Here is an 18,186-nt window from a genome sequence, read left to right as displayed (position 1 = left end):
CTCCTCCCCAGCTGTGTTCCTGAGGAAGTTCTCCACAACGCGGGCGCACCCTCGGGGACGCGACAGCGGGCACGCGTATCATGGCGCGCATGACGGCTGACGGACGCAGAAGGTGGAAGTGGGCGCCCGCGCTGCTCGGATTCGTGGCACTGAGCGGCATCGCCGGACTCCTCGCCGCCGCCGCCGTCACGCCGGCCGTCGCCCTCACCGGATCGGCCGCGGACTCGACCATCAACGTCTTCGACGGCCTCCCCGAGTACATCAAGGTGGAGCCGCTCGCGCAGGCCTCCACGATGTACGCGACCGCCGGCGGCAAGCCGGTGCCGATCGCCACGTTCTACTCCCAGAACCGCGTGGAGGTGGGCTGGGACGCCATCTCCCAGAACCTCAAGGACGCCGCGATCGCGACGGAGGACCCGCGGTTCTACGAGCACGGCGGCGTGGACGTCACCGGCACCATCCGCGGAGCAGTGCTGACCGCGCTGCACAAATCGGTTCAGGGCGGATCGTCGATCACGCAGCAGTACGTCAAGAACATCCTGGTGCAGCGCTGCGAGAGCAAGCAGCCCGACCCCACGGCGGCGGAAGCCGTCCAGAAGAAGCAGTACAAGGTCTATCAGGCGTGCTACGACGACGCGACCGCCGTCGACCCGGTGCGCAAGCTCAAGGAGATGCGCTACGCGATCGGGCTCGAGAAGGAGTACTCGAAGAACGACATCCTGCAGAGCTACCTGAACATCGCCCTGTTCGGCGGCCGCGTCTACGGCGTCCAGTCGGCCGCCGAGTACTACTTCGGGGTGTCGGCGAAGGACATCTCGCTGCCGCAGGCGGCGACGCTGATCGCCATCCTGAACAACCCGGACAACCTCCGCATCGACCAGCCGGACAACAAGGTCAACGGCGCGGCCGACGGATACGCCCAGACCCTCGCCCGGCGCAACTACGTGCTCGACCGCATGCTGGTGAACGGCAAGATCACCCCGGAGGAGCACGACGCGGCGAAGGCCACGAAGATCGAGCCCAAGATCAGCCAGATGCAGAACGGCTGCATGACCGCCCAGCAGTACAACGCGGCGTTCTTCTGCGACTACGTCGAGCGCACCATCGAGCAGGACGCGATCTTCGGCAAGACCTCCGACGACCGCGCCAGCTTCCTGACCCGCGGCGGCCTCCAGATCTACACGACGCTGAACCTCGACCTCCAGTCGCAGGCGCAGCAGGCGGTGTCCGCCTACATCCCGCCGACCAGTCCCAACCTCGACCTCGGCTCGTCCAACGTCTCGGTGGAGGTCGGCACCGGCCGCGTCGTCACGATGGTGCAGAACCGGCCGTACGACAACACCGCGGCGCCGGCGCCAGGGACCACGGCGGTGAACTACAACGCCGACTACGACTACGGCGGCTCCGAGGGCTTCCAGACCGGTTCGTCGTACAAGGCGTTCGACCTGCTGGAGTGGCTGCAGGAGGGCCACTCGCTGTACGAGACGGTCAACGGCTCCCAGCACGTCTTCCCGCAGACCGCGTTCCACGAGAGCGACCCGTGCAACGACATCGGCGGCGCCCCGTGGAACGTCGCCAACGACGAAGGCGAGTCGGTGACCGCCACGACGGTGATGAACGCGACCGCCGCGTCCATCAACTCGATCTTCGCGATGATGGCGACCAAGCTCGACCTCTGCGGGATCAAGGAGCGCGCCCAGGACCTCCTGGTGCACGGCGCGGACGAGGAATCCAACCCGTTCCGGGCGAACCCCTCCTCCGTGCTCGGCACCAACTACATCGCGCCGATCACGATGGCCACCGCGTACGCCGGCATCGCGAACAACGGCAAGGCGTGCAGCCCCGTCGCGATCGACAAGATCGTCACCTCCGACGGCGCAGAGCACGCCGTGCCCAAGACTCAGTGCTCGACCACGCCGATCGACCCAGGGGTCGCGGCCGCGGCGATCTACGCACTCCAGGGCGTGCTCCGTGGAGGCGGCACGGCGGCGTCCGCCAACCCGAACGACGGCGTGCCGATCTTCGGCAAGACCGGAACGACGGACAACTCGGTCGAGAACTGGCTGGTGACCTCCACGAGCAAGATCGCGCAGGCGACCTGGGTGGGCAACATCTCGGGTGGCGTGGCGCTCCGCAGCCAGAGGTTCCAGGGGGTCGGCGGCGGCGACGTCAAGTTCTCGATCGTGAAGCGCATCCAGACGGCGCTCGACGCGGCGTACGGCGGCTCGGCGTTCCCGGCCCCGCCCGCCAAGTACGTGGGCGTGCCGGCCGCTCCGAAGCCGAAGCCGGCGGCGCCGACGCAGCCGGCGCCTCCCGGTCCGCCCGCGCCGAACCCGGGACAGGGTCCCGGCGGCGGTGGTGGCAAGGGCAAGAACGGCTGATCAGGCCGGCCGGCGGGCCGCCGAGCGCTCGGCGACCTGCTTGACCCCCTGGAGCATGGCGACCCAGTTGTCCCTGGAGTGCTGCGCGGCCTCCACGGTCGGGTTGTTGTCCTGATCGAGCGTGACGTGGGTGCCTGCCGGCGTCGCGTCCAGCTCGAAGTGCAGCGCGTGGTAGTTGTCCGGCACGTCCGGCAGGCCGCTGAGCGGGCTGAAGTGCGTGAGCACGATCCGCCACGGCTCCTCGCGGTCGTCCAGCTCGATCACCCGGCCGTGATCCTCGAACGTCTTGCCCTGCCACTCGCCGCGCCAGACGATGCGCGAGCCGAGCCGCCAGTCGGAGACGACCTCCGCGCCGAACAGGATCTCGGGGTGCGACCCGCTCGAGGTCAGCAGGTTCCAGACCTCACGTCGGGGCGCGCTGATGTCCACCTCTGCTCTCGCGACGTAGTTCCCCATGGCACGCCACCCCCGCTCCCGTCGCCGCGTCCGGGCGACGTTGTCGCCCATCACACACCCCACTGCGCCGGGAGCACAACCCCGCGGATCAGGACTGTTCGAAGACCAGCGCCTCCCACGGCTCGAGCGTGCCGGAGACTCCGCGGCCGGCCGAGTCGGCCGGATTGCCGAGCACCAGGGCCGCACCGTCCCAGCCGCCGAGCTCGTCGGGGTCGTACTGCGCCGGCTCGCCCGTCAGGTTCACGAGCACGAGCAGACGTCTCCCGTCGAGCTCGCGCACGTACGCGAACACCTGCGGATGGTCGGCCAGCACGAGCGTGAAGCCGCCGTCGGCGACTACGTCCGAGCGGTGCCGGAGGTCGATCAGCCGACGGTAGTGGGCGAACACCGAGTCCGCCGCACCCGTCTCGGCGGCCGCGTTCACGAGCACGTGGTCGGGGTTGGCCTCGATCCACGGCGTGCCCGTCGTGAAGCCCGCGGCGTGGGCCGCCGACCACTGCATCGGCGTTCGCGCGTTGTCCCGGCTCGTGCGGCGCAGCGCGGCCATGACCGTGCCGGCGTCCTGGCCCTGGATGTCGACGGCCTCCGCGTAGTGGTTGAGCGTCTCGATGTCGCGGAAGTCGTCGATGGACTCGAAGGGCACGTTCGCCATCCCGAGCTCCTCGCCCTGGTAGACGTAGGGCGTCCCGCGCATCAGGTGCAGCACGGTTCCGAGCGCCTTCGCCGAGGCGACCCGGTGCTCCGGCCGGTCGTCGCCGAACCGGCTGACCACGCGGGGCTGGTCGTGGTTGTTCCAGTAGAGGCTGTTCCAGCCGATCTCGGCGAGACCCTCCTGCCACTTGGCGAGGTTGCGCTTGAGGTCGAGCACGCTCGCTGGGCGATCGTCCCACTTGCCGCCCGGCCCGTGGTCGAGGTCGACGTGCTCGAACTGGAACACCATGTCGACCTCCTCGCGCGCGGGGTCGGTGAACAGTCGCGCCTGCTCGACGGAGACGCCGGGCATCTCGCCCACAGTGAGGATACGGTCGGCGCGGCCGGCGAAGACGCGCTCGTGCATCTCGTGCAGGAACTCGTGGATGCGCGGCCCCTGGCCGAAGAACGGGTAGCCGTCCCCGTACAGCCGGCCGGGCGGCACCTCGCCGTCGGGCAGTGCCGTCACCTTGGAGATGAAGTTGATGACATCCATGCGGAAGCCGTCGACCCCGCGGTCGAGCCACCAGTTCATCATGTCGTAGACGGCCTCGCGCACCTCCGGGTTCTCCCAGTTGAGGTCCGGCTGCTTGCGCGAGAAGAGGTGGAGGTAGTACTCGCCGGTGGCGGGATCGAGCTGCCAGGCAGGACCCGAGAAGAACGACCCCCAATTGTTCGGCTCGGCGCCGTGCGCGCCTGCCTCCACGCCGTCGCGCGGCGGCCGCCACCAGTACCAGTCGCGCTTCGGGCTGTCGAGCGACGCCGCGGACTCGATGAACCACGGGTGCTCGTCCGAGGTGTGGTTGACCACCAGGTCCATCACCAGCTTGATGCCGCGCGCATGGAGGCCGGCCAGCAGCTCGTCGAAGTCCTCGAAGGTGCCGAACAGCGGGTCGATCGCACGGTAGTCGCTGATGTCGTAGCCGTTGTCATCGTGCGGTGACGCGTAAATGGGCGACAGCCACACCACGTCGACTCCGAGCTCGTGCAGGTAGTCCAGGTGCTGGATGATGCCGCGGAGGTCGCCGATGCCGTCGCCGTCGCTGTCCGCGAAGCTGCGCGGGTAGATCTGATAGACGACTGCCGACTTCCACCATGTCTCGCTCACGGGGCCACCTTACCCGCGGCTGCGGACGGCCTCCGGCCGCTTCAGCCGGGTCGGCCGTCGAGCAGCACGCGGACGCCCCGCCGCGCGGACTCCCGCGCCGCCAGGCACACGCGCAGCGCGTCGATCGCCGCGGCCACCGGCGAGCGCGCCGGCTCCGCGCCGTTCTCGACGCACTCCAGGAAGTAGCGGGCCTGGGCCGCGAACGGGTCGCCTGCGAGCTCGGCCATCGCGTCCGTGGCGCGGTCGCCGACGACCTCCAGCGTCGTGCGGAACGGCGTGCCCGCGGGGAGGTCGGCGGCGGCGAGCAGCTGGGCCACACCGCCCGAGGCGTACTCGACCGTGATCGCGGCCGGGGCCCCGAAGCCGTCGCCCGGTGCGCGGACCGCCGTGACGGCGACCGGCTCGCCGAGATACGCGTTCGCCTGGTCGACGTCGTGGATGGCGAAGTCGACGATCATCCCGCCGGAGCGGCTCTCGTCCGCCAGCCACTCCGCCCAGCTCGGCTCGGCCGACAGCCGCGACCCGAGCACGGCCCTCGGCCGTCCGACCGCACCGGCCGCGACCCGCGCGGCGAGTGCCGCGTACCCCGGGAAGAAGCGCACGACGTGAGCCACCATCAGGACTGCCGCCGACCGGCCCGCGGCCTCCGCCACCCGCTCGGCGTCGGCGAGTGTGAGCGCGATGGGCTTCTCGAGCAGCACGTTCCTGCCCGCGGCGAGCGCCGCCACCGCGAGGTCGGCGTGGCTGGGGGTGGGGGTGCAGATCGAGACGAGGTCCGCTCCCGGGTCGGCGAGCGCCTCCGCGAGCGAGGTCGCCCAGCGCGCATCGGGCGCGGCCGCCAGGTCGGGGCGCCGGCGGGGCGAGACGACCCAGCGGACCGGGACGCCGCACGCCGCCCACGCCTCCGCATGCGCCTCGCCCATCCGGCCGGCGCCGACCACGATCGCGCCGTGCCGGCGTGCGGACTCCACGTTCATCGCACCGCGCGGTCGACCTGCGCCGGGTCGAAGAGGGCGTCGAGCACGAGCCGGGCGGCGCCGCGGATGCCGGCCTCCTGCTTCGCCACGCTGACCGCGATGTCGAGCTGATCGGTGATCATCGGCAGGCAATCGGAGTAGATCGCCGAGCGCACCCCGGCGACGAAGGCCTCCGCCTCACCGAGGATGCCGCCGAGCACCAGCCGCTGCGGGTTGAAGAAGTTCATGATCGTGGCGAGCACCCCACCGGTGCGGAGGCCGGCCTCCCGCAGCATGAGCGTCGCCAGCGGATGCGCGTCGCTGGCGAGCGCGAGGACGTCGCGGGTGTCGGCGACGTCGACGCCGTCCCGGCGCAGGGCCTGAACGATCGCGGCGCCCCCGGCGACGGCGTCGAGGCAGCCGACGCGGCCGCAGGAGCAGAGCACCTCCGGCGCCCCCGGTACCGTGACGTGGCTGATGTCGCCCGCCATGCCGTGGTGGCCGCGGTAGACACCGCCGAAGGCGACGATCCCGCAGCCGATGCTCGATCCGGCTTTGACGAACACCAGCTGGCCGTCGGCGGAGAGCGCGCCGGGGGTCTGAGCGGTGGCGTCGAACTCGCCGAGCGCCATGAGGTTGGCGTCGTTGTCGACGGCGACGGTCAAGCCGGTGCGGGAGGCCAGCGCGGCAGCGACGTCCAGCCCGTTCCAGCCGGGCATCCTCGACGGCGAGACCATCCGGCCGGTGCTGGAGTCCACGGGTCCCGGCATGCCGATCCCGATGCCGCGCAGCTCCTGCGCAGGCGCCGCGTGCTGCGCGCGCAGGTCCTCGGCGCTCGCGGCGACCCAGGCGAGCACGCGGTCCGGTCCCGAGCCGATGTCCATGGCCTCGTTGCGGGAGGCCAGCAGTCGCCCGGACAGGTCGAACAGACCGAAGGTGGCGTGGTGCGAGCCGAGGTCGGCGGCGACGACCACGCCGGAGCTCGGGTCGACCTCCAGAGCGCGCGGGCGTCGGCCGCCGTGCGAGACGCCCTCTCCCGCCTCGCGGAGGAAGCCGGCGGCGAGCAGCGCGTCGACCCTCTGGGTGACCGTGGAGGGCGACAGCCCGGTGTGGCGTGCGATGTCGGCGCGCGAGCCGGCGCGTCCCGAGCGGACGAGATGGAGGATCCCGCCCGGAGTGGACGGCGTGTTCCCGGGTGCCGCGGTGTGCGTGCCGCTCATCTTCAGCGCATCCCCCTCGTTCGCACGCATCCGTCGCGTGCACGTCTTCGTTGAGAATACTGTAACGACTTTCTTCGATTTCGAATCAACCAAATTCGAAATTGCAAGAACATGAGTTACTTAGTACGCTCGTCGCATCCCGACCGATGACGATACGAGGAACCCGATGGAAACACCGAACTCTCGCCCGATGGTGAGCCTGCGCGGCGTCGACAAGCACTTCGGCGACCTGCACGTCCTCCGCTCGATCGACCTCGACGTCGCACCGAGCGAGGTGGTCGTGGTGGTCGGGCCGTCCGGCTCCGGCAAGTCCACGCTCTGCCGCTCGATCAACCGCCTGGAGACCATCGACGGCGGCGAGATCCGCGTCGACGGCGAACTGCTCCCCCAGGAGGGCGCCGACCTGGCCCGCCTGCGCGCGGAGGTCGGCATGGTGTTCCAGTCGTTCAATCTGTTCGCGCACCGCACCGTCCTCGACAACGTCGCGCTCGCGCCGGTCAAGGTGCGCAAGGTGAAGAAGGCGGAGGCCGAGCGCCAGGCCCTCGAACTGCTCGACCGGGTCGGCATCGCCGACAAGGCCGGCAGCCACCCGGCGCAGCTCTCCGGCGGTCAGCAGCAGCGCGCCGCGATCGCCCGCGCCCTCGCCATGCAGCCCAAGGTGATGCTGTTCGACGAGCCCACCAGCGCGCTCGACCCCGAGATGGTCGGCGAGGTGCTCGACGTGATGACCTCCCTGGCCCGTGAGGGGATGACGATGATCGTCGTCACGCACGAGATGGGCTTCGCCCGCCGCGCCGCCGACCGCGTCGTCTTCATGGACCACGGGCAGATCGTCGAGCAGGCGACGCCCGCCGAATTCTTCGACTCGCCCCGCACCGAGCGGGCCAAGTCGTTCCTGGCCTCCGTGCTCTCGCACTGACGCCGTCGCACCACGCTCCACAGCACCACGAACCGTCCGAACTCAGAAAGGGATGCAATGACCCGCAGCACGACCCGCACGACCCGCCGCCGGGCCGCCTTCGCCGGCGCCCTGCTCGCGGCTGTGACGCTCGCCGTCACCGCCTGCTCCTCCGGCACCACGGCCCTCCCCGGCGACGGAGCCGGCTCCACGGCCAAGACCGACCCGGTCTTCTCCGGCGCCCCCGTCGCCAAGGCCGACCTGATCATCCCCGGCTCCACGATGGAGAAGATCAAGAAGCGCGGCAAGCTCATCGTCGCCGAAGCGCTCGACGCCCCGCTGCTCTCGCAGCAGGACCCGACCGACCCGAGCTCGGTCACCGGCTTCGACGCCGACCTGGCCAAGCTGCTCGCGATCTACATCCTCGGCAAGCCGAACGTGGAGATCGTCCCGCCGGCGTCGGAGACCCGGGAGGCGATGCTGCAGAACGGCACCGTCGACGTCGTCTTCAACACGTACACGATCACCGAGCAGCGCGCGACGCAGGTCGACTTCGCCGGCCCGTACTTCGAGTCGGGGCTGTCCGTCGCCGTCAAGAGCGACAACAAGGACATCAAGAGCGAGAAGGACCTCGACGGCAAGAACGTGATCGTCGGCGCGAACACGCCGGCCGTCACCGAGGTGCCGAAGGTCGCGCCGAAGGCGACCGTCACCGCGTTCGCCACCGACCCGGCCGCCGTCCAGGCGCTCATCCAGGGCCGCGGCGACGCCTACGTGCAGGACTACACCCTGCTCGCCAGCGACGCCGCCAGCGAGAAGCAGATCAAGGTGGTCGGCCAGCCGTTCACCAAGGAGCCCTACGGCATCGGCCTCCCGCACGGCGACAGCGATTTCAAGTCGTTCGTCAACAACTGGCTGAAGACCATCCAGAAGGGCGGTCAGTGGGGCCAGGCGTGGAAGACCACGCTCGGCACCGTGACCGACTCGGCCATCCCGACCCCGCCGGAGATCGGCTCGGTCCCGGGCTCCTGAGCCCGACCCTCGAGTTCCCGGGCCCTGAGTCCGGGAGCCCCCGGGCGGAGCCGGTCCTCCGGCTCCGCCCGCCCCCTCCGACTTCCTCACGAGTGAGCGAGCGATGAACCCCCTGATCGACAACCTCGGGCCGCTGCTGCAGGCCCTCGGCACGACGCTGATGATGGCGATCATCGCCGGCGTCGGCTCGATCGTGCTCGGCGTGCTGATCACGATCGCGCGCGTGAGCCCGATCCCGGTGCTGCGCGCCGCGGCGTTCCTCTACGTGCAGTTCTTCATCAACGTGCCGCTGCTGGCGCTGCTGCTGCTCGCCGTGTTCGCCCTCCCGGACGCCGGCCTGCTGCTGCCGCTGACGCCGACCGCGATCATCGTCCTCACCGTCTACGAGGCCGCCTACGTCGCGGAAGCCGTGCGCTCGGGCGTGAACACCGTGCCGGTCGGGCAGGTGGAGGCCTCCCGTGCCCTGGGCTTCACCCTCGGCCAGTCGCTGCGGCTCGTCGTCGTGCCGCAGGCGCTGCGCGCGGTGGTGCAGCCCATCGGCAACGTGATGATCGCGCTTGCGATGAACACCGCCCTGGCCGCCGCCGTGGGCGTCGTGGAGCTGACCGCCGAGGTGAACAAGATCAACCTCGTCGCGGCGCAGCCCATCCTGATCTTCTCCAGCGCGGGCATCCTCTACATGGCCATCGCGCTGGCGATCGGCCTGGCCGCCGGCTGGGTGGAGCGGAAGGTGGCGATCACGCGATGACCGCACAACTCATCCCCGACCGTCCGGCGCCGCGCTCGTCGTCGCGCTCGTCGCGCGGCAAGCGTCCCCGCCGCGCATATGCCGCCGCGTTCATGTACGACGTCCCCGGCCCGCGCGGGCGCCGCAACATCCTGATCGGCACCGTCCTCAGCTGCCTCGCGATCGCCGGGCTGCTCGGCTATGGGCTGTGGCAGTTCGCGTCGCACGGGCAGCTCGCGCCCGAGCGCTGGGCGCCGTTCACCGAGTGGCCGATCTGGAACTACCTGCTGGTCGGACTCCTCGGGACCCTGGAAGCCGCGGCGATCGTCGCCGTCCTCGGTGGCCTCCTCGGGGTGCTCCTGGCCCTCGGGCGGATCAGCCGCCTGCGCTCGGTGCGCTGGCTGTGCGGGCTCTACATCGAGATCGCGCGCACGGTCCCGGTGCTGCTGGTCATCTACCTCATGCTCTTCGGCCTCCCGCAGCTCGGCATCAACCTGCCGGTGCTGTGGAAGCTGGTCGTGCCGCTGACGATCGCCAATTCGGCCGTGTTCGCGGAGATCGTGCGCGCCGGCATCCTGAGCCTCCCCCGCGGTCAGCGCGAGGCGGCGCTCAGCCTCGGGATGCGGCCGGGCCAGGCGATGCGGTTCGTGGTGCTCCCGCAGGCCGCGCGGAACGTGGCGCCGTCGCTGGTCACCCAGTTCGTCAGCCTCCTGAAGGACACCTCGCTCGGCTACATCGTGGCGTTCACCGAGCTGCTCTACCGCGGGCAGGTGCTCGCCTCCTACCTGCACCTGCTCATCCCCACCTACGTCGCCGTGACGGTCATCTACCTGGTCGTCAACGGCAGCCTCTCGGCGTTCGCCTCCCGCCTGCAGCGCGGACCCAGGCGACGCCCCTCCGCGCAGCCCGCGCTGCCGGCCCTGCCGGCGGCCCAGCACCAGGAAGAGACCCATGTCTAGCACCGCCTCCGCCGTCCCCGGGCTCGCCGAGCTCGCCGCCGTCCGACGCTCCGGGCTGATCGAGAGCCGGCACTTCGGCAGCCTCGTCGCGCTGGATTCGGACGGCGGCATCCTGCTCGAACTGGGCGACCCGGAGGCGGTGGTGCTGCCGCGCAGCACGGTCAAGCCGCTGCAGGCGCTGGCCTGCCTCACCGCGGCCGCCTCCCTCTCCGGACCGTCGCTGGCCATCGCGGCAGGCAGCCACACCGGGGAGGACGAGCACGTGCGTGTCGTGCGCGGCATCCTGGCTGCGGCCGGGGTCGACGAGTCGGCGCTGGGCTGCCCGGTCGACCGGCCGGAGGACGAAGGCACCTTCGAGCGGATGATCCGCGCCGGCGAGCCGCGCGCCCGCATCCGGATGAACTGCTCCGGCAAGCACGCCGCGATGCTGCTCGCCGCCGCCGCGAACGGCTGGCCGACGGACGGCTACCTCGACCCGTCGCACCCGGTCCAGCAGCACGTGCGCGACACCATGGCCGCGCTGACGGGCGTCGCCGTCGAGCACGACGCTGTCGACGGCTGCGGGGCGCCGCTGTTCGGGACGACCGTGCACGGCGTCGCCCGCGCGTTCGGCCGCCTCGTCACCGCAGCGCCTGGGACCCCGGAGCGCGCGGTCGCCGACGCGATGCGCGCGCACCCCTTCTACGTCGGCGGCAGCGGGCACCAGAACTCGACCCTGATGGAGACCGTCCCCGGCGCGCTGGCCAAGGGCGGCGCGGAGGGCGTGATCGGCGTCGCCGCGGCCGACGGGACCGCGGTCGCGATGAAGATCGTCGACGGCAGCCCGCGCGCCACGACGCTGATCGCCCTCCGGGTACTGGAGGCGCTCGGCACGGACATCTCGGGCGCGGGCGCGCTCGTGGACCTCCCGGTGCTCGGCGGCGGCGTGCCGGTCGGGCGCATCGAGGTCGGCGCCGACCTGGCTGCCGCGCTGGAGCGCGTCGCGTGAGCGGTGCCGGGGCGGTGGAGGGTGCTGGGGTGGTGGTGGAGACCGGGGTGGCCGTGGAGATCTGCCTGGAGGACCTCGCCGGCGTGCGCGTCGCGGAGTCCGCGGAGGCCGATCGCATCGAGCTGTGCAGCGCGCTGGGCGACGGCGGGCTGACCCCGTCGATCGGCACGGTGTCGGCCGCTCTGCGGATCGCGGAACGGCTGGGCGTCAACGTGCTGGTGCGCCAGCGCGCCGGTGACTTCGTGTTCGACGCGGACGAGCTCGCCGCGATGGTGGCGGACATCCACGCGGTGCGGGCGCTGCCCAATCCGCACGGTGTCCCCCTCGGCTTCGTGGTCGGCGCACTGCTGCCGGACGGCTCCGTGGACGTCGACGCCACCCGGCAGCTCGTGGACGCGTGCGGCGATGCGCCGGTCACCTTCCACAAGGCGTTCGACCAGGTCCCCGACCGCGCCGCCGCGCTCGAGACACTGGTGGACCTCGGCGTCGCGCGGGTGCTCACGTCGGGCGGGGCGTCCTCCACGCTGGAGGGTGCCGCCGAGCTCGCGGCACTCGTCACGCAGGCCGGCGACCGGATCGCGGTGCTGGCCGGGGGCGGGGTGCGCCCGTCGAACGTGGCCGAGCTGGTGCGCCGGACGGGCGTGCGCGAAGTCCACCTGCGGGCTGCGACCAAGGTTGCCAGCGGGTCGCTCGCGACGAGCGCCTACGACTCCGGCGAGCGGGTCGTGACGTCGGGGCCCGTGGTGGCTGCCGTCGTCGCGGCGGTGCGGGAGGTGGCGGCATGAGCGGCGGGACGGTGGCGCTGTCAGACGCCGCCGGCCCGGACTCCGGCTCGCGCATGGCCACCGACTTCACCGACTTCACCGACTCCTCCGTCGTCCTCGCCGTCGACCTCGGCGGCACCGCCATGAAGGGCGCGGTCGTCGCGGAAGGTGGCGCCGTGATCGCGGAGCTGACGCGTCCCACCCCCGGCAGCGACATCCTCGACGCGCTCGTGACCCTGTTCCACGACCTCCGCGGCATCGCCGGGACGGCCGGGAGCGAGGTCGTCGGCGCGGGCGTCGCCACTCCGGGGATGCTGGACGAGCAGCGCGGAATCGTGCACTACGCCTCCAACCTGGACTGGCGCGAGGTCCCGCTGCTCGACATCCTGCAACGCGAGCTGCGGCTCCCTGTCGCGGTCGGCCACGACGTCCGCGCGGCCGGCCTGGCGGAGCGCACCTATGGCGCGGCGCGGGGCTCGGACGACTTCGTGCTGGTCCCGATCGGCACCGGCGTCGCCGCGGCCCTCGTCACCGCGGGAGGGACGATCACCGGCGCGACAGGCGCAGCCGGCGAATTCGGGCACATCCCGGTGATCCCCGGCGGCGAGCCGTGCACCTGCGGCCAGCGCGGCTGCCTCGAGGTCTACATGTCCGGGGCCGGCGTCGCGCGCCGCTACCGGGAGGCCGGCGGCGACCCCCTGAGCACCCGCCGCATCGTGGCGCGCCTCGGCAGCGACCCGCTCGCCGACCGCATCTGGGGGGAGGCGGTGGACGTGCTCGCGCAGGGCCTGACCATCCTCACTCTGCTGCTCGACCCGAAGGTGGTCGTGCTGGGCGGCGGCGTCTCGCACGCGGGCGACGCGCTGTTCGACCCGCTGGAACGCGCCGTGACGGCGGGACTCGCGTGGCGGGAGCGGCCCGCGATCGTCCGCAGCGGGCTCGGCGGGGACGCGGGGCGCGCGGGGGCGGGACTGCTGGCGTTCGGGGCGGCGCGGTAGGCGGGGTACCGAGAGCTTCGCCCGTCGTCGCGCTCCAGTTCGCGTCGTCAGTGCCAGGATGTCAGCGTGACCCACCTCCGCACCGGCCTCGCGGCTCTCGTGACCACTGCGGCCGCCGCGGGCGCCTGCGCCACCGTGTGGCTGGTCGCGAGCCTCCTCGCCGGAGCGGGTTCCGGGGCGGGCGGGTCGGCTGCTGTACTCGCGACCGTCGTGGCGCTGAGCCTCGGACGTCGCGAGTTCGCCGGCCGCGCCGAGTTCGCCCGCTCGGCGCTGCTGATCCCCGTGATCGGGGTCGCCGCGGCCGGGGTCGGCTGGCTCCTCGTCGCCGCTCCCGCGATCGGCGCCGCGGTGTTCGTCGCGGGGATGAGCGTGCCGCTGTGGCTGCGCCGGTTCGGCCCTCGCGCTGCTCGGTTGGGCGCACTGGGGGCGCTCCCGCTCATGGCGATGCTCGTCGTCCCGATCGCACCGGCGGCGGATGTGCCGGCGTGGGTGTCCACGTTGCTGGCGCTGCTCAGCGGGGTGGTCGCGGTGCTGTGGGTGGGGCTGGCGCGGGAGGTGCTCGTGCTGATGGGGGCGGCGGGCGCGGCCGAAGCGGCGATCCCGCGACCCCCGTCGCCGGACAGCCTTCCGCCCGGCGATCCCACCACCTCCCCCGCAGAGGCGCCCGGCCAGCGCACCTCCCCCGCAGGTCCGCCCGCCCCGCCTCCCTCGTCCGCCGGCCCGACTCCCCCGGCCACCCCGCACCGACGCCTCCCCGCGAGCACCCGGATGGCGATCCAGCTCGCCGTCGCCCTCGCGGCCGCGTTCGTCGTCGGCTGGCTGCTGTTCCCGGCGCACGCGATGTGGGTCGTCCTCACCGCCTACATCGTGAACGCCGGCAACCGCGGCCGCGGCGACGTCCTCCACAAGAGCGCGCTCCGCGTCGTCGGAGCGCTCGGCGGCTCGCTCGCGGCCGTCGCGCTGGCGCTCGCGGTTCCGAGCGCGAGCGGATTCGCCGCGGTCGTGGTCATCTTCGTCGCGCTGTTCGTCGGGACCTGGCTGCGCACCTACAGCTACGCGTACTGGGCGCTCACCGTCACCCTCGTCCTCACCCTTCTTCAGGAGCTGCTCGGCGTCTCCCCGCTGCTCGGACCCGCCGGGCTCGCCGGGGAGGCCGGCCTGCTCGCCGAACGGATGGGCGCCATCGTCGTCGGCGCGCTGCTCGGAGTGGCATCGGCGTGGTTCATCCTCCCCGTCCGGTCGACCGACGTGCTCCGCAGACGCCTGTCCGAACTGCTCGTCGCGCTGAGCGCAGCCCTCGCCCCGGACGCCGAAGACCGCGCGACCCGAGTCGCCGCCTTCCACACCGCGCTCGCGCGAGTGGAGCAGCTGGCGCCCGCCCACCGGGCCCGCAGCCTGCTCGGCGGCCGCGGCCGGGTGCAGCCGATCAACTGCATCGAGGCGGCGATCGCGCTCGGCCCCGCGTTAGACGCGCGGCTCGGGTCGGCCCGTCGGCCCCGCGACCCGGAAGCGCGGACGAATCTCCGCGACGCGATCGGGCAGGCGAGGCGCAGCCTGGGCGCGCCGGCGGATCTCGAGCGCATCCGGTCGTCGCTGGTCGCGGTCGCGTGCGCGCTGGCGGCGTGAGGTCGGCGCTGCCAGCCGGTCCGGGGCTTCGGCCCGCCGCTCCCGATGCGACGCCCTGCTCCTCCACAGCCACCCCACTCCCTCCGCTCTCCACAGACCTCCAGACCCAGGACGCCGCGACCGCCCCCGTTCGGTAGCCTGGGGGGATGCTCACGCCGCCGATCACCGCGAAGAAGCCGACCGAGCGAAGCCACCACGGGGACGTCGTCGTCGACGACTACGAGTGGCTGCGCGACAAGGAGGATCCCGCGGTCATCGCCCACCTCCACGAGGAGAACGCGTACACCAACGCGCGCACCGAGAAGCTCGCCGTCCTGCGCGAGCAGATCTTCGACGAGATCAAGTCGCGCACCCGCGAGACCGACCTGAGCGTCCCGACCCGCGAGGGCGACTGGTGGTACTACACGCGCACCGTCGAGGGAAAGCAGTACGGCATCCACTGCCGCGCCCCCATCGCCGGCCCCGACGACTGGGAGCCGCCGGCGCTCGACGAGGAGGCGCAGCAGCGCGGCCTCCCGGGAGAGCAGATCCTGCTCGACGACAACGCGGAGGCCGAGGGGCACGACTTCTATGCGCTCGGCAGCTTCGATGTCAGCGCCGACGGCACCCGCCTGCTCTACGGCGTCGACACGGAGGGCGACGAGCGGTACACGATCCGGGTGCGGTCGCTGGCCGACAGCGGCACGGGTGCCGACAAGACCACCTTCCCCGACGAAATCGCCGGCACCGCCGCCGGCGCGCTCTTCGACCCGAGCGGCGAGTACCTTTTCTACACCACCGTGGACGACGCCTGGCGGCCGGACACCGTCTGGCGGCACCGGGTCGGCCAGGGCCCGGACGGGGAGACCGACGCGCAGGTCTTCCACGAACCGGACGAACGGTACTGGATCGGTGTCGGCCTCACCCGCAGCCGCCGGTTCCTGGTCATCGAGGCGGGCTCCAACATCACCAGCGAGAGCTGGCTGCTGGACGCGGGCGACCCGACGGGTGAGTTCCGCGTCGTGTGGCCGCGCACGGAGGGCGTCGAGTACGACATCGAGCACGTCGTCGCGGGAGGCCGCGACCGCCTCCTCATCGTCCACAACGACGGCGCCGTCAACTTCGAACTCGTGAGCGTCGCGGCCGACGACCCGCAGGGCCCGCGGCGGACCCTGCTCCCCCACGACCCGGCCGTGCGCATCGAAGGGGTGGACGCGTTCCGCGACTTCGTGGCGCTCGAGTACCGCCGCGAGGGGATGACGCGGCTCGCGGTCGCGTGCCTCCCGGACCCGACCGAGGGCAGTACGGCCGGCGACGTCGACGACATCCTCCACGAACTGCACTTCGACGAGGAGCTTTTCACCGTCGGCGCGGGCGGCAACCCGGAGTGGACGCAGCCCTTCCTGCGGCTCGGCTACGGCAGCTTCGTCACGCCGTCCAGCGTGTACGACTACGACGTGCGCACCCGCCAGCTCACGCTGCGCAAGCAGCAGCCGGTGCTCGGCGAGTTCGAGCCGGAGCTGTTCGAGCAGCGCCGGGAGTGGGCCACCGCGCCCGACGGCACACGCGTCCCGATCTCGCTCGTCTACCGCCGCGACCTGGTCACGCCGGGCGAGCCGGCGCCGCTCGTGCTCTACGGGTACGGCTCGTACGAGGCCAGCATGGACCCGTCGTTCGGCATCCCGCGGCTCAGCCTCCTCGACCGCGGCGTCGTGTTCGCGATCGCGCACGTGCGCGGCGGCGGCGAGCTCGGGAGGCTGTGGTACGAGCACGGGAAGAAGCTGCACAAGAAGAACACCTTCACCGACTTCGTGGCGGCGGCGAAGCACCTCGTCGACCAGGGCTGGACGACGCCGCCCCAGCTCGCGGCCCAGGGCGGGAGCGCCGGCGGCCTCCTGATGGGCGCCGTCGCCAACCTCGCGCCGCGGCTGTTCGCGGGCGTGCTCGCCGAGGTGCCGTTCGTGGACCCGCTGACCACCATCCTCGACCCCTCGCTGCCGTTGACGGTGATCGAGTGGGACGAGTGGGGCGACCCGCTCCACGACGAGGACGTGTACTACTACATGAAGTCGTACGCGCCCGTGGAGAACATCCATCACACCGCGTACCCGCGCATCCTCGCCGTCACCAGCCTGAACGACACCCGTGTGCTGTACGTCGAGCCGGCGAAGTGGGTGGCGAAGCTCCGGGAGGTCGGCGCCGACGCGCTGCTCAAGACCGAGATGGCGGCGGGCCACGGCGGGGTCTCGGGGCGGTACGCGGCGTGGCGCGAGCGAGCGTTCTCGCTCGCGTGGCTGCTCGATGTGGTGGGGGCGCACCCGAGCGGGGAGTGACGGGGCGGCCGCAACGGAGGAGATCCGGGCCGGCGCGCCGATCCGGGGCCCGTACCGGAGGGACTGGCGCCCCGGCGCGCCCGCGGATCCTCCGTTGGTGACGGTGTGCGCGGGTGGTACGAGCGGAGGAGGTTTGGGCCGTCAGGGGTCGGGAGTCCTCCGTTAGCTGCGGTTCGAGCGTGAGGAGGGCGGGAGTCCTCCGCTCGCGGCGGTGCGCGGGTGGCGGGGTCAGCCGAGGTCGTCGGGGTCTTTGCCGGTGCGTTCGCCAGACTCGAGGGTTGCGATCGCGGCGAGGTCTTCGGGGTCGAGGTCGAAGCCGAAGACGTCGAGGTTGGCGCGGATGCGGTCCGGGGTGGAGGACTTGGGGATGACGACGTTGCCGAGCTGGAGCTGCCAGCGGATGACGACCTGCGCCGGTGTCACGCCGTGTTTCGCGGCGAGGCCGGCGAGCAGCCGGTCATCGAGCACGCGGCCTCGGGCGAGCGGCGACCACGCCTCGGTCACGATGCCGTGCGCCGAGTCGTAAGCGCGCACCTCGCGCTGGGGCAGCCACGGGTGCAGCTCGACCTGGTTCACCGCGGGGACCGTCTCCGTCTCGGCGGCGAGCCGGTCGAGGTGGTGGGTGTGGAAGTTGGCGACGCCGATCGACCGGGTCCTGCCCTCCGCCTGCAGTCGCTCCAGCGCCCGCCACGTCTCCACGTACTTGTCGTGCTTCGGGGCCGGCCAGTGGATGAGGAACAGGTCGACCGTGTCGAAGCCGAGGCGCTCCAGGCTGGCGTCGAACGAGCGCAGCGTCGAGTCGTTGCCGTTGTCGGTCCACCACACCTTGGTGGTCACGAACACCTCGTCGCGCGGTAGCCCGCTGCGCCGCACGGCCTCGCCCACGCCACGCTCGTTCTCGTAGAAGGCGGCGGTGTCGATGTGACGGTAGCCCGCGTCCAGAGCGGTCAGCACGGCATCGACGGTCTCGGCTTCCGGGATCTTGTAGACGCCGAACCCGAGCTGCGGGATGCGGTTGCCGTCGTTGAGGGAGACCAAGGGGATGTTCGCCATGGGTTCATTCTCCCCTGC

At 71.9% G+C, this 18,186-nt stretch carries 15 protein-coding genes; 10 read left to right on the top strand and 5 right to left on the bottom strand.

Annotation, left to right across the window (positions count from 1 at the left end):
* Positions 1–89: 89 nt before the first annotated feature.
* Positions 90–2,381: a transglycosylase domain-containing protein gene (locus AC3A3H_RS12895; RefSeq protein ID WP_487614948.1), complete on the top strand. Its 2,292-nt coding sequence runs from the start codon at positions 90–92 to the stop codon at positions 2,379–2,381.
* Here AC3A3H_RS12895 and AC3A3H_RS12890 read toward each other — a convergent pair whose 3' ends face one another.
* From AC3A3H_RS12890 to AC3A3H_RS12875, 4 genes are all read right to left on the bottom strand, one after another.
* A complete protein-coding gene (locus AC3A3H_RS12890; RefSeq protein ID WP_487614947.1) occupies positions 2,382–2,837 on the bottom strand; it encodes an SRPBCC domain-containing protein in 456 nt (151 codons plus the stop codon). It abuts the gene before it with no gap.
* Positions 2,838–2,925: 88 nt separating this feature from the next.
* A complete protein-coding gene (locus tag AC3A3H_RS12885; RefSeq protein ID WP_487614946.1) occupies positions 2,926–4,635 on the bottom strand; it encodes a glycoside hydrolase family 13 protein in 1,710 nt (569 codons plus the stop codon).
* A gap of 41 nt (positions 4,636–4,676) precedes the next feature.
* Positions 4,677–5,606: a Gfo/Idh/MocA family protein gene (locus tag AC3A3H_RS12880; RefSeq protein ID WP_487614945.1), complete on the bottom strand. Its 930-nt coding sequence runs from the start codon at positions 5,604–5,606 to the stop codon at positions 4,677–4,679.
* Between the two features lie 2 nt (positions 5,607–5,608).
* Complete coding sequence (locus AC3A3H_RS12875) at positions 5,609–6,811, bottom strand: ROK family protein (RefSeq protein ID WP_487614944.1); 1,203 nt, start codon at positions 6,809–6,811, stop codon at positions 5,609–5,611.
* A 190-nt stretch (positions 6,812–7,001) separates the two neighbouring features.
* On the opposite strand from AC3A3H_RS12875, the gene AC3A3H_RS12870 reads away from it, so the two are divergent.
* From AC3A3H_RS12870 to AC3A3H_RS12830, 9 genes are all read left to right on the top strand, one after another.
* Positions 7,002–7,730 carry an amino acid ABC transporter ATP-binding protein gene (locus tag AC3A3H_RS12870; RefSeq protein ID WP_487614943.1) on the top strand — a complete coding sequence of 243 codons (729 nt, stop codon included), beginning with the start codon at positions 7,002–7,004 and terminating at the stop codon, positions 7,728–7,730.
* A gap of 57 nt (positions 7,731–7,787) precedes the next feature.
* Positions 7,788–8,741, top strand: a complete 954-nt coding sequence (locus AC3A3H_RS12865; protein ID WP_487614942.1) for a glutamate ABC transporter substrate-binding protein — start codon at positions 7,788–7,790, stop codon at positions 8,739–8,741.
* 103 nt (positions 8,742–8,844) lie between these two features.
* Entirely contained in the window at positions 8,845–9,489 is a 645-nt protein-coding gene (locus AC3A3H_RS12860; RefSeq protein ID WP_487614941.1) for an amino acid ABC transporter permease, read from the top strand.
* Positions 9,486–10,427: an amino acid ABC transporter permease gene (locus tag AC3A3H_RS12855; protein ID WP_487614940.1), complete on the top strand. Its 942-nt coding sequence runs from the start codon at positions 9,486–9,488 to the stop codon at positions 10,425–10,427. The genes AC3A3H_RS12860 and AC3A3H_RS12855 overlap by 4 nt, the downstream gene beginning before the upstream one ends.
* Complete coding sequence (locus AC3A3H_RS12850) at positions 10,420–11,415, top strand: asparaginase (RefSeq protein ID WP_487614939.1); 996 nt, start codon at positions 10,420–10,422, stop codon at positions 11,413–11,415. Before AC3A3H_RS12855 ends, AC3A3H_RS12850 begins: the two co-directional genes overlap by 8 nt.
* Entirely contained in the window at positions 11,412–12,200 is a 789-nt protein-coding gene (locus AC3A3H_RS12845; protein ID WP_487614938.1) for a copper homeostasis protein CutC, read from the top strand. Before AC3A3H_RS12850 ends, AC3A3H_RS12845 begins: the two co-directional genes overlap by 4 nt.
* The gene (locus AC3A3H_RS12840) at positions 12,197–13,177 is read left to right on the top strand and encodes an ROK family protein (RefSeq protein ID WP_487614937.1); all 981 of its coding nucleotides are present in this window, start codon (positions 12,197–12,199) and stop codon (positions 13,175–13,177) included. Before AC3A3H_RS12845 ends, AC3A3H_RS12840 begins: the two co-directional genes overlap by 4 nt.
* 66 nt (positions 13,178–13,243) lie before the next feature.
* Positions 13,244–14,803, top strand: coding sequence for an FUSC family protein (locus AC3A3H_RS12835; protein WP_487614936.1), 1,560 nt, complete (start codon positions 13,244–13,246; stop codon positions 14,801–14,803).
* Between the two features lie 146 nt (positions 14,804–14,949).
* Positions 14,950–17,115, top strand: coding sequence for a S9 family peptidase (locus AC3A3H_RS12830; RefSeq protein ID WP_487614935.1), 2,166 nt, complete (start codon positions 14,950–14,952; stop codon positions 17,113–17,115).
* A gap of 228 nt (positions 17,116–17,343) precedes the next feature.
* Here AC3A3H_RS12830 and AC3A3H_RS12825 read toward each other — a convergent pair whose 3' ends face one another.
* A complete protein-coding gene (locus AC3A3H_RS12825; protein WP_487614934.1) occupies positions 17,344–18,168 on the bottom strand; it encodes an aldo/keto reductase in 825 nt (274 codons plus the stop codon).
* Between the last annotated feature and the right edge of the window lie 18 nt (positions 18,169–18,186).

The organism is Leifsonia sp. Soil_N53, from assembly GCF_057655165.1.
Note: the sequence above shows the minus strand (reverse complement) of the source record. Positions and strands in the feature narration are given on the sequence as shown.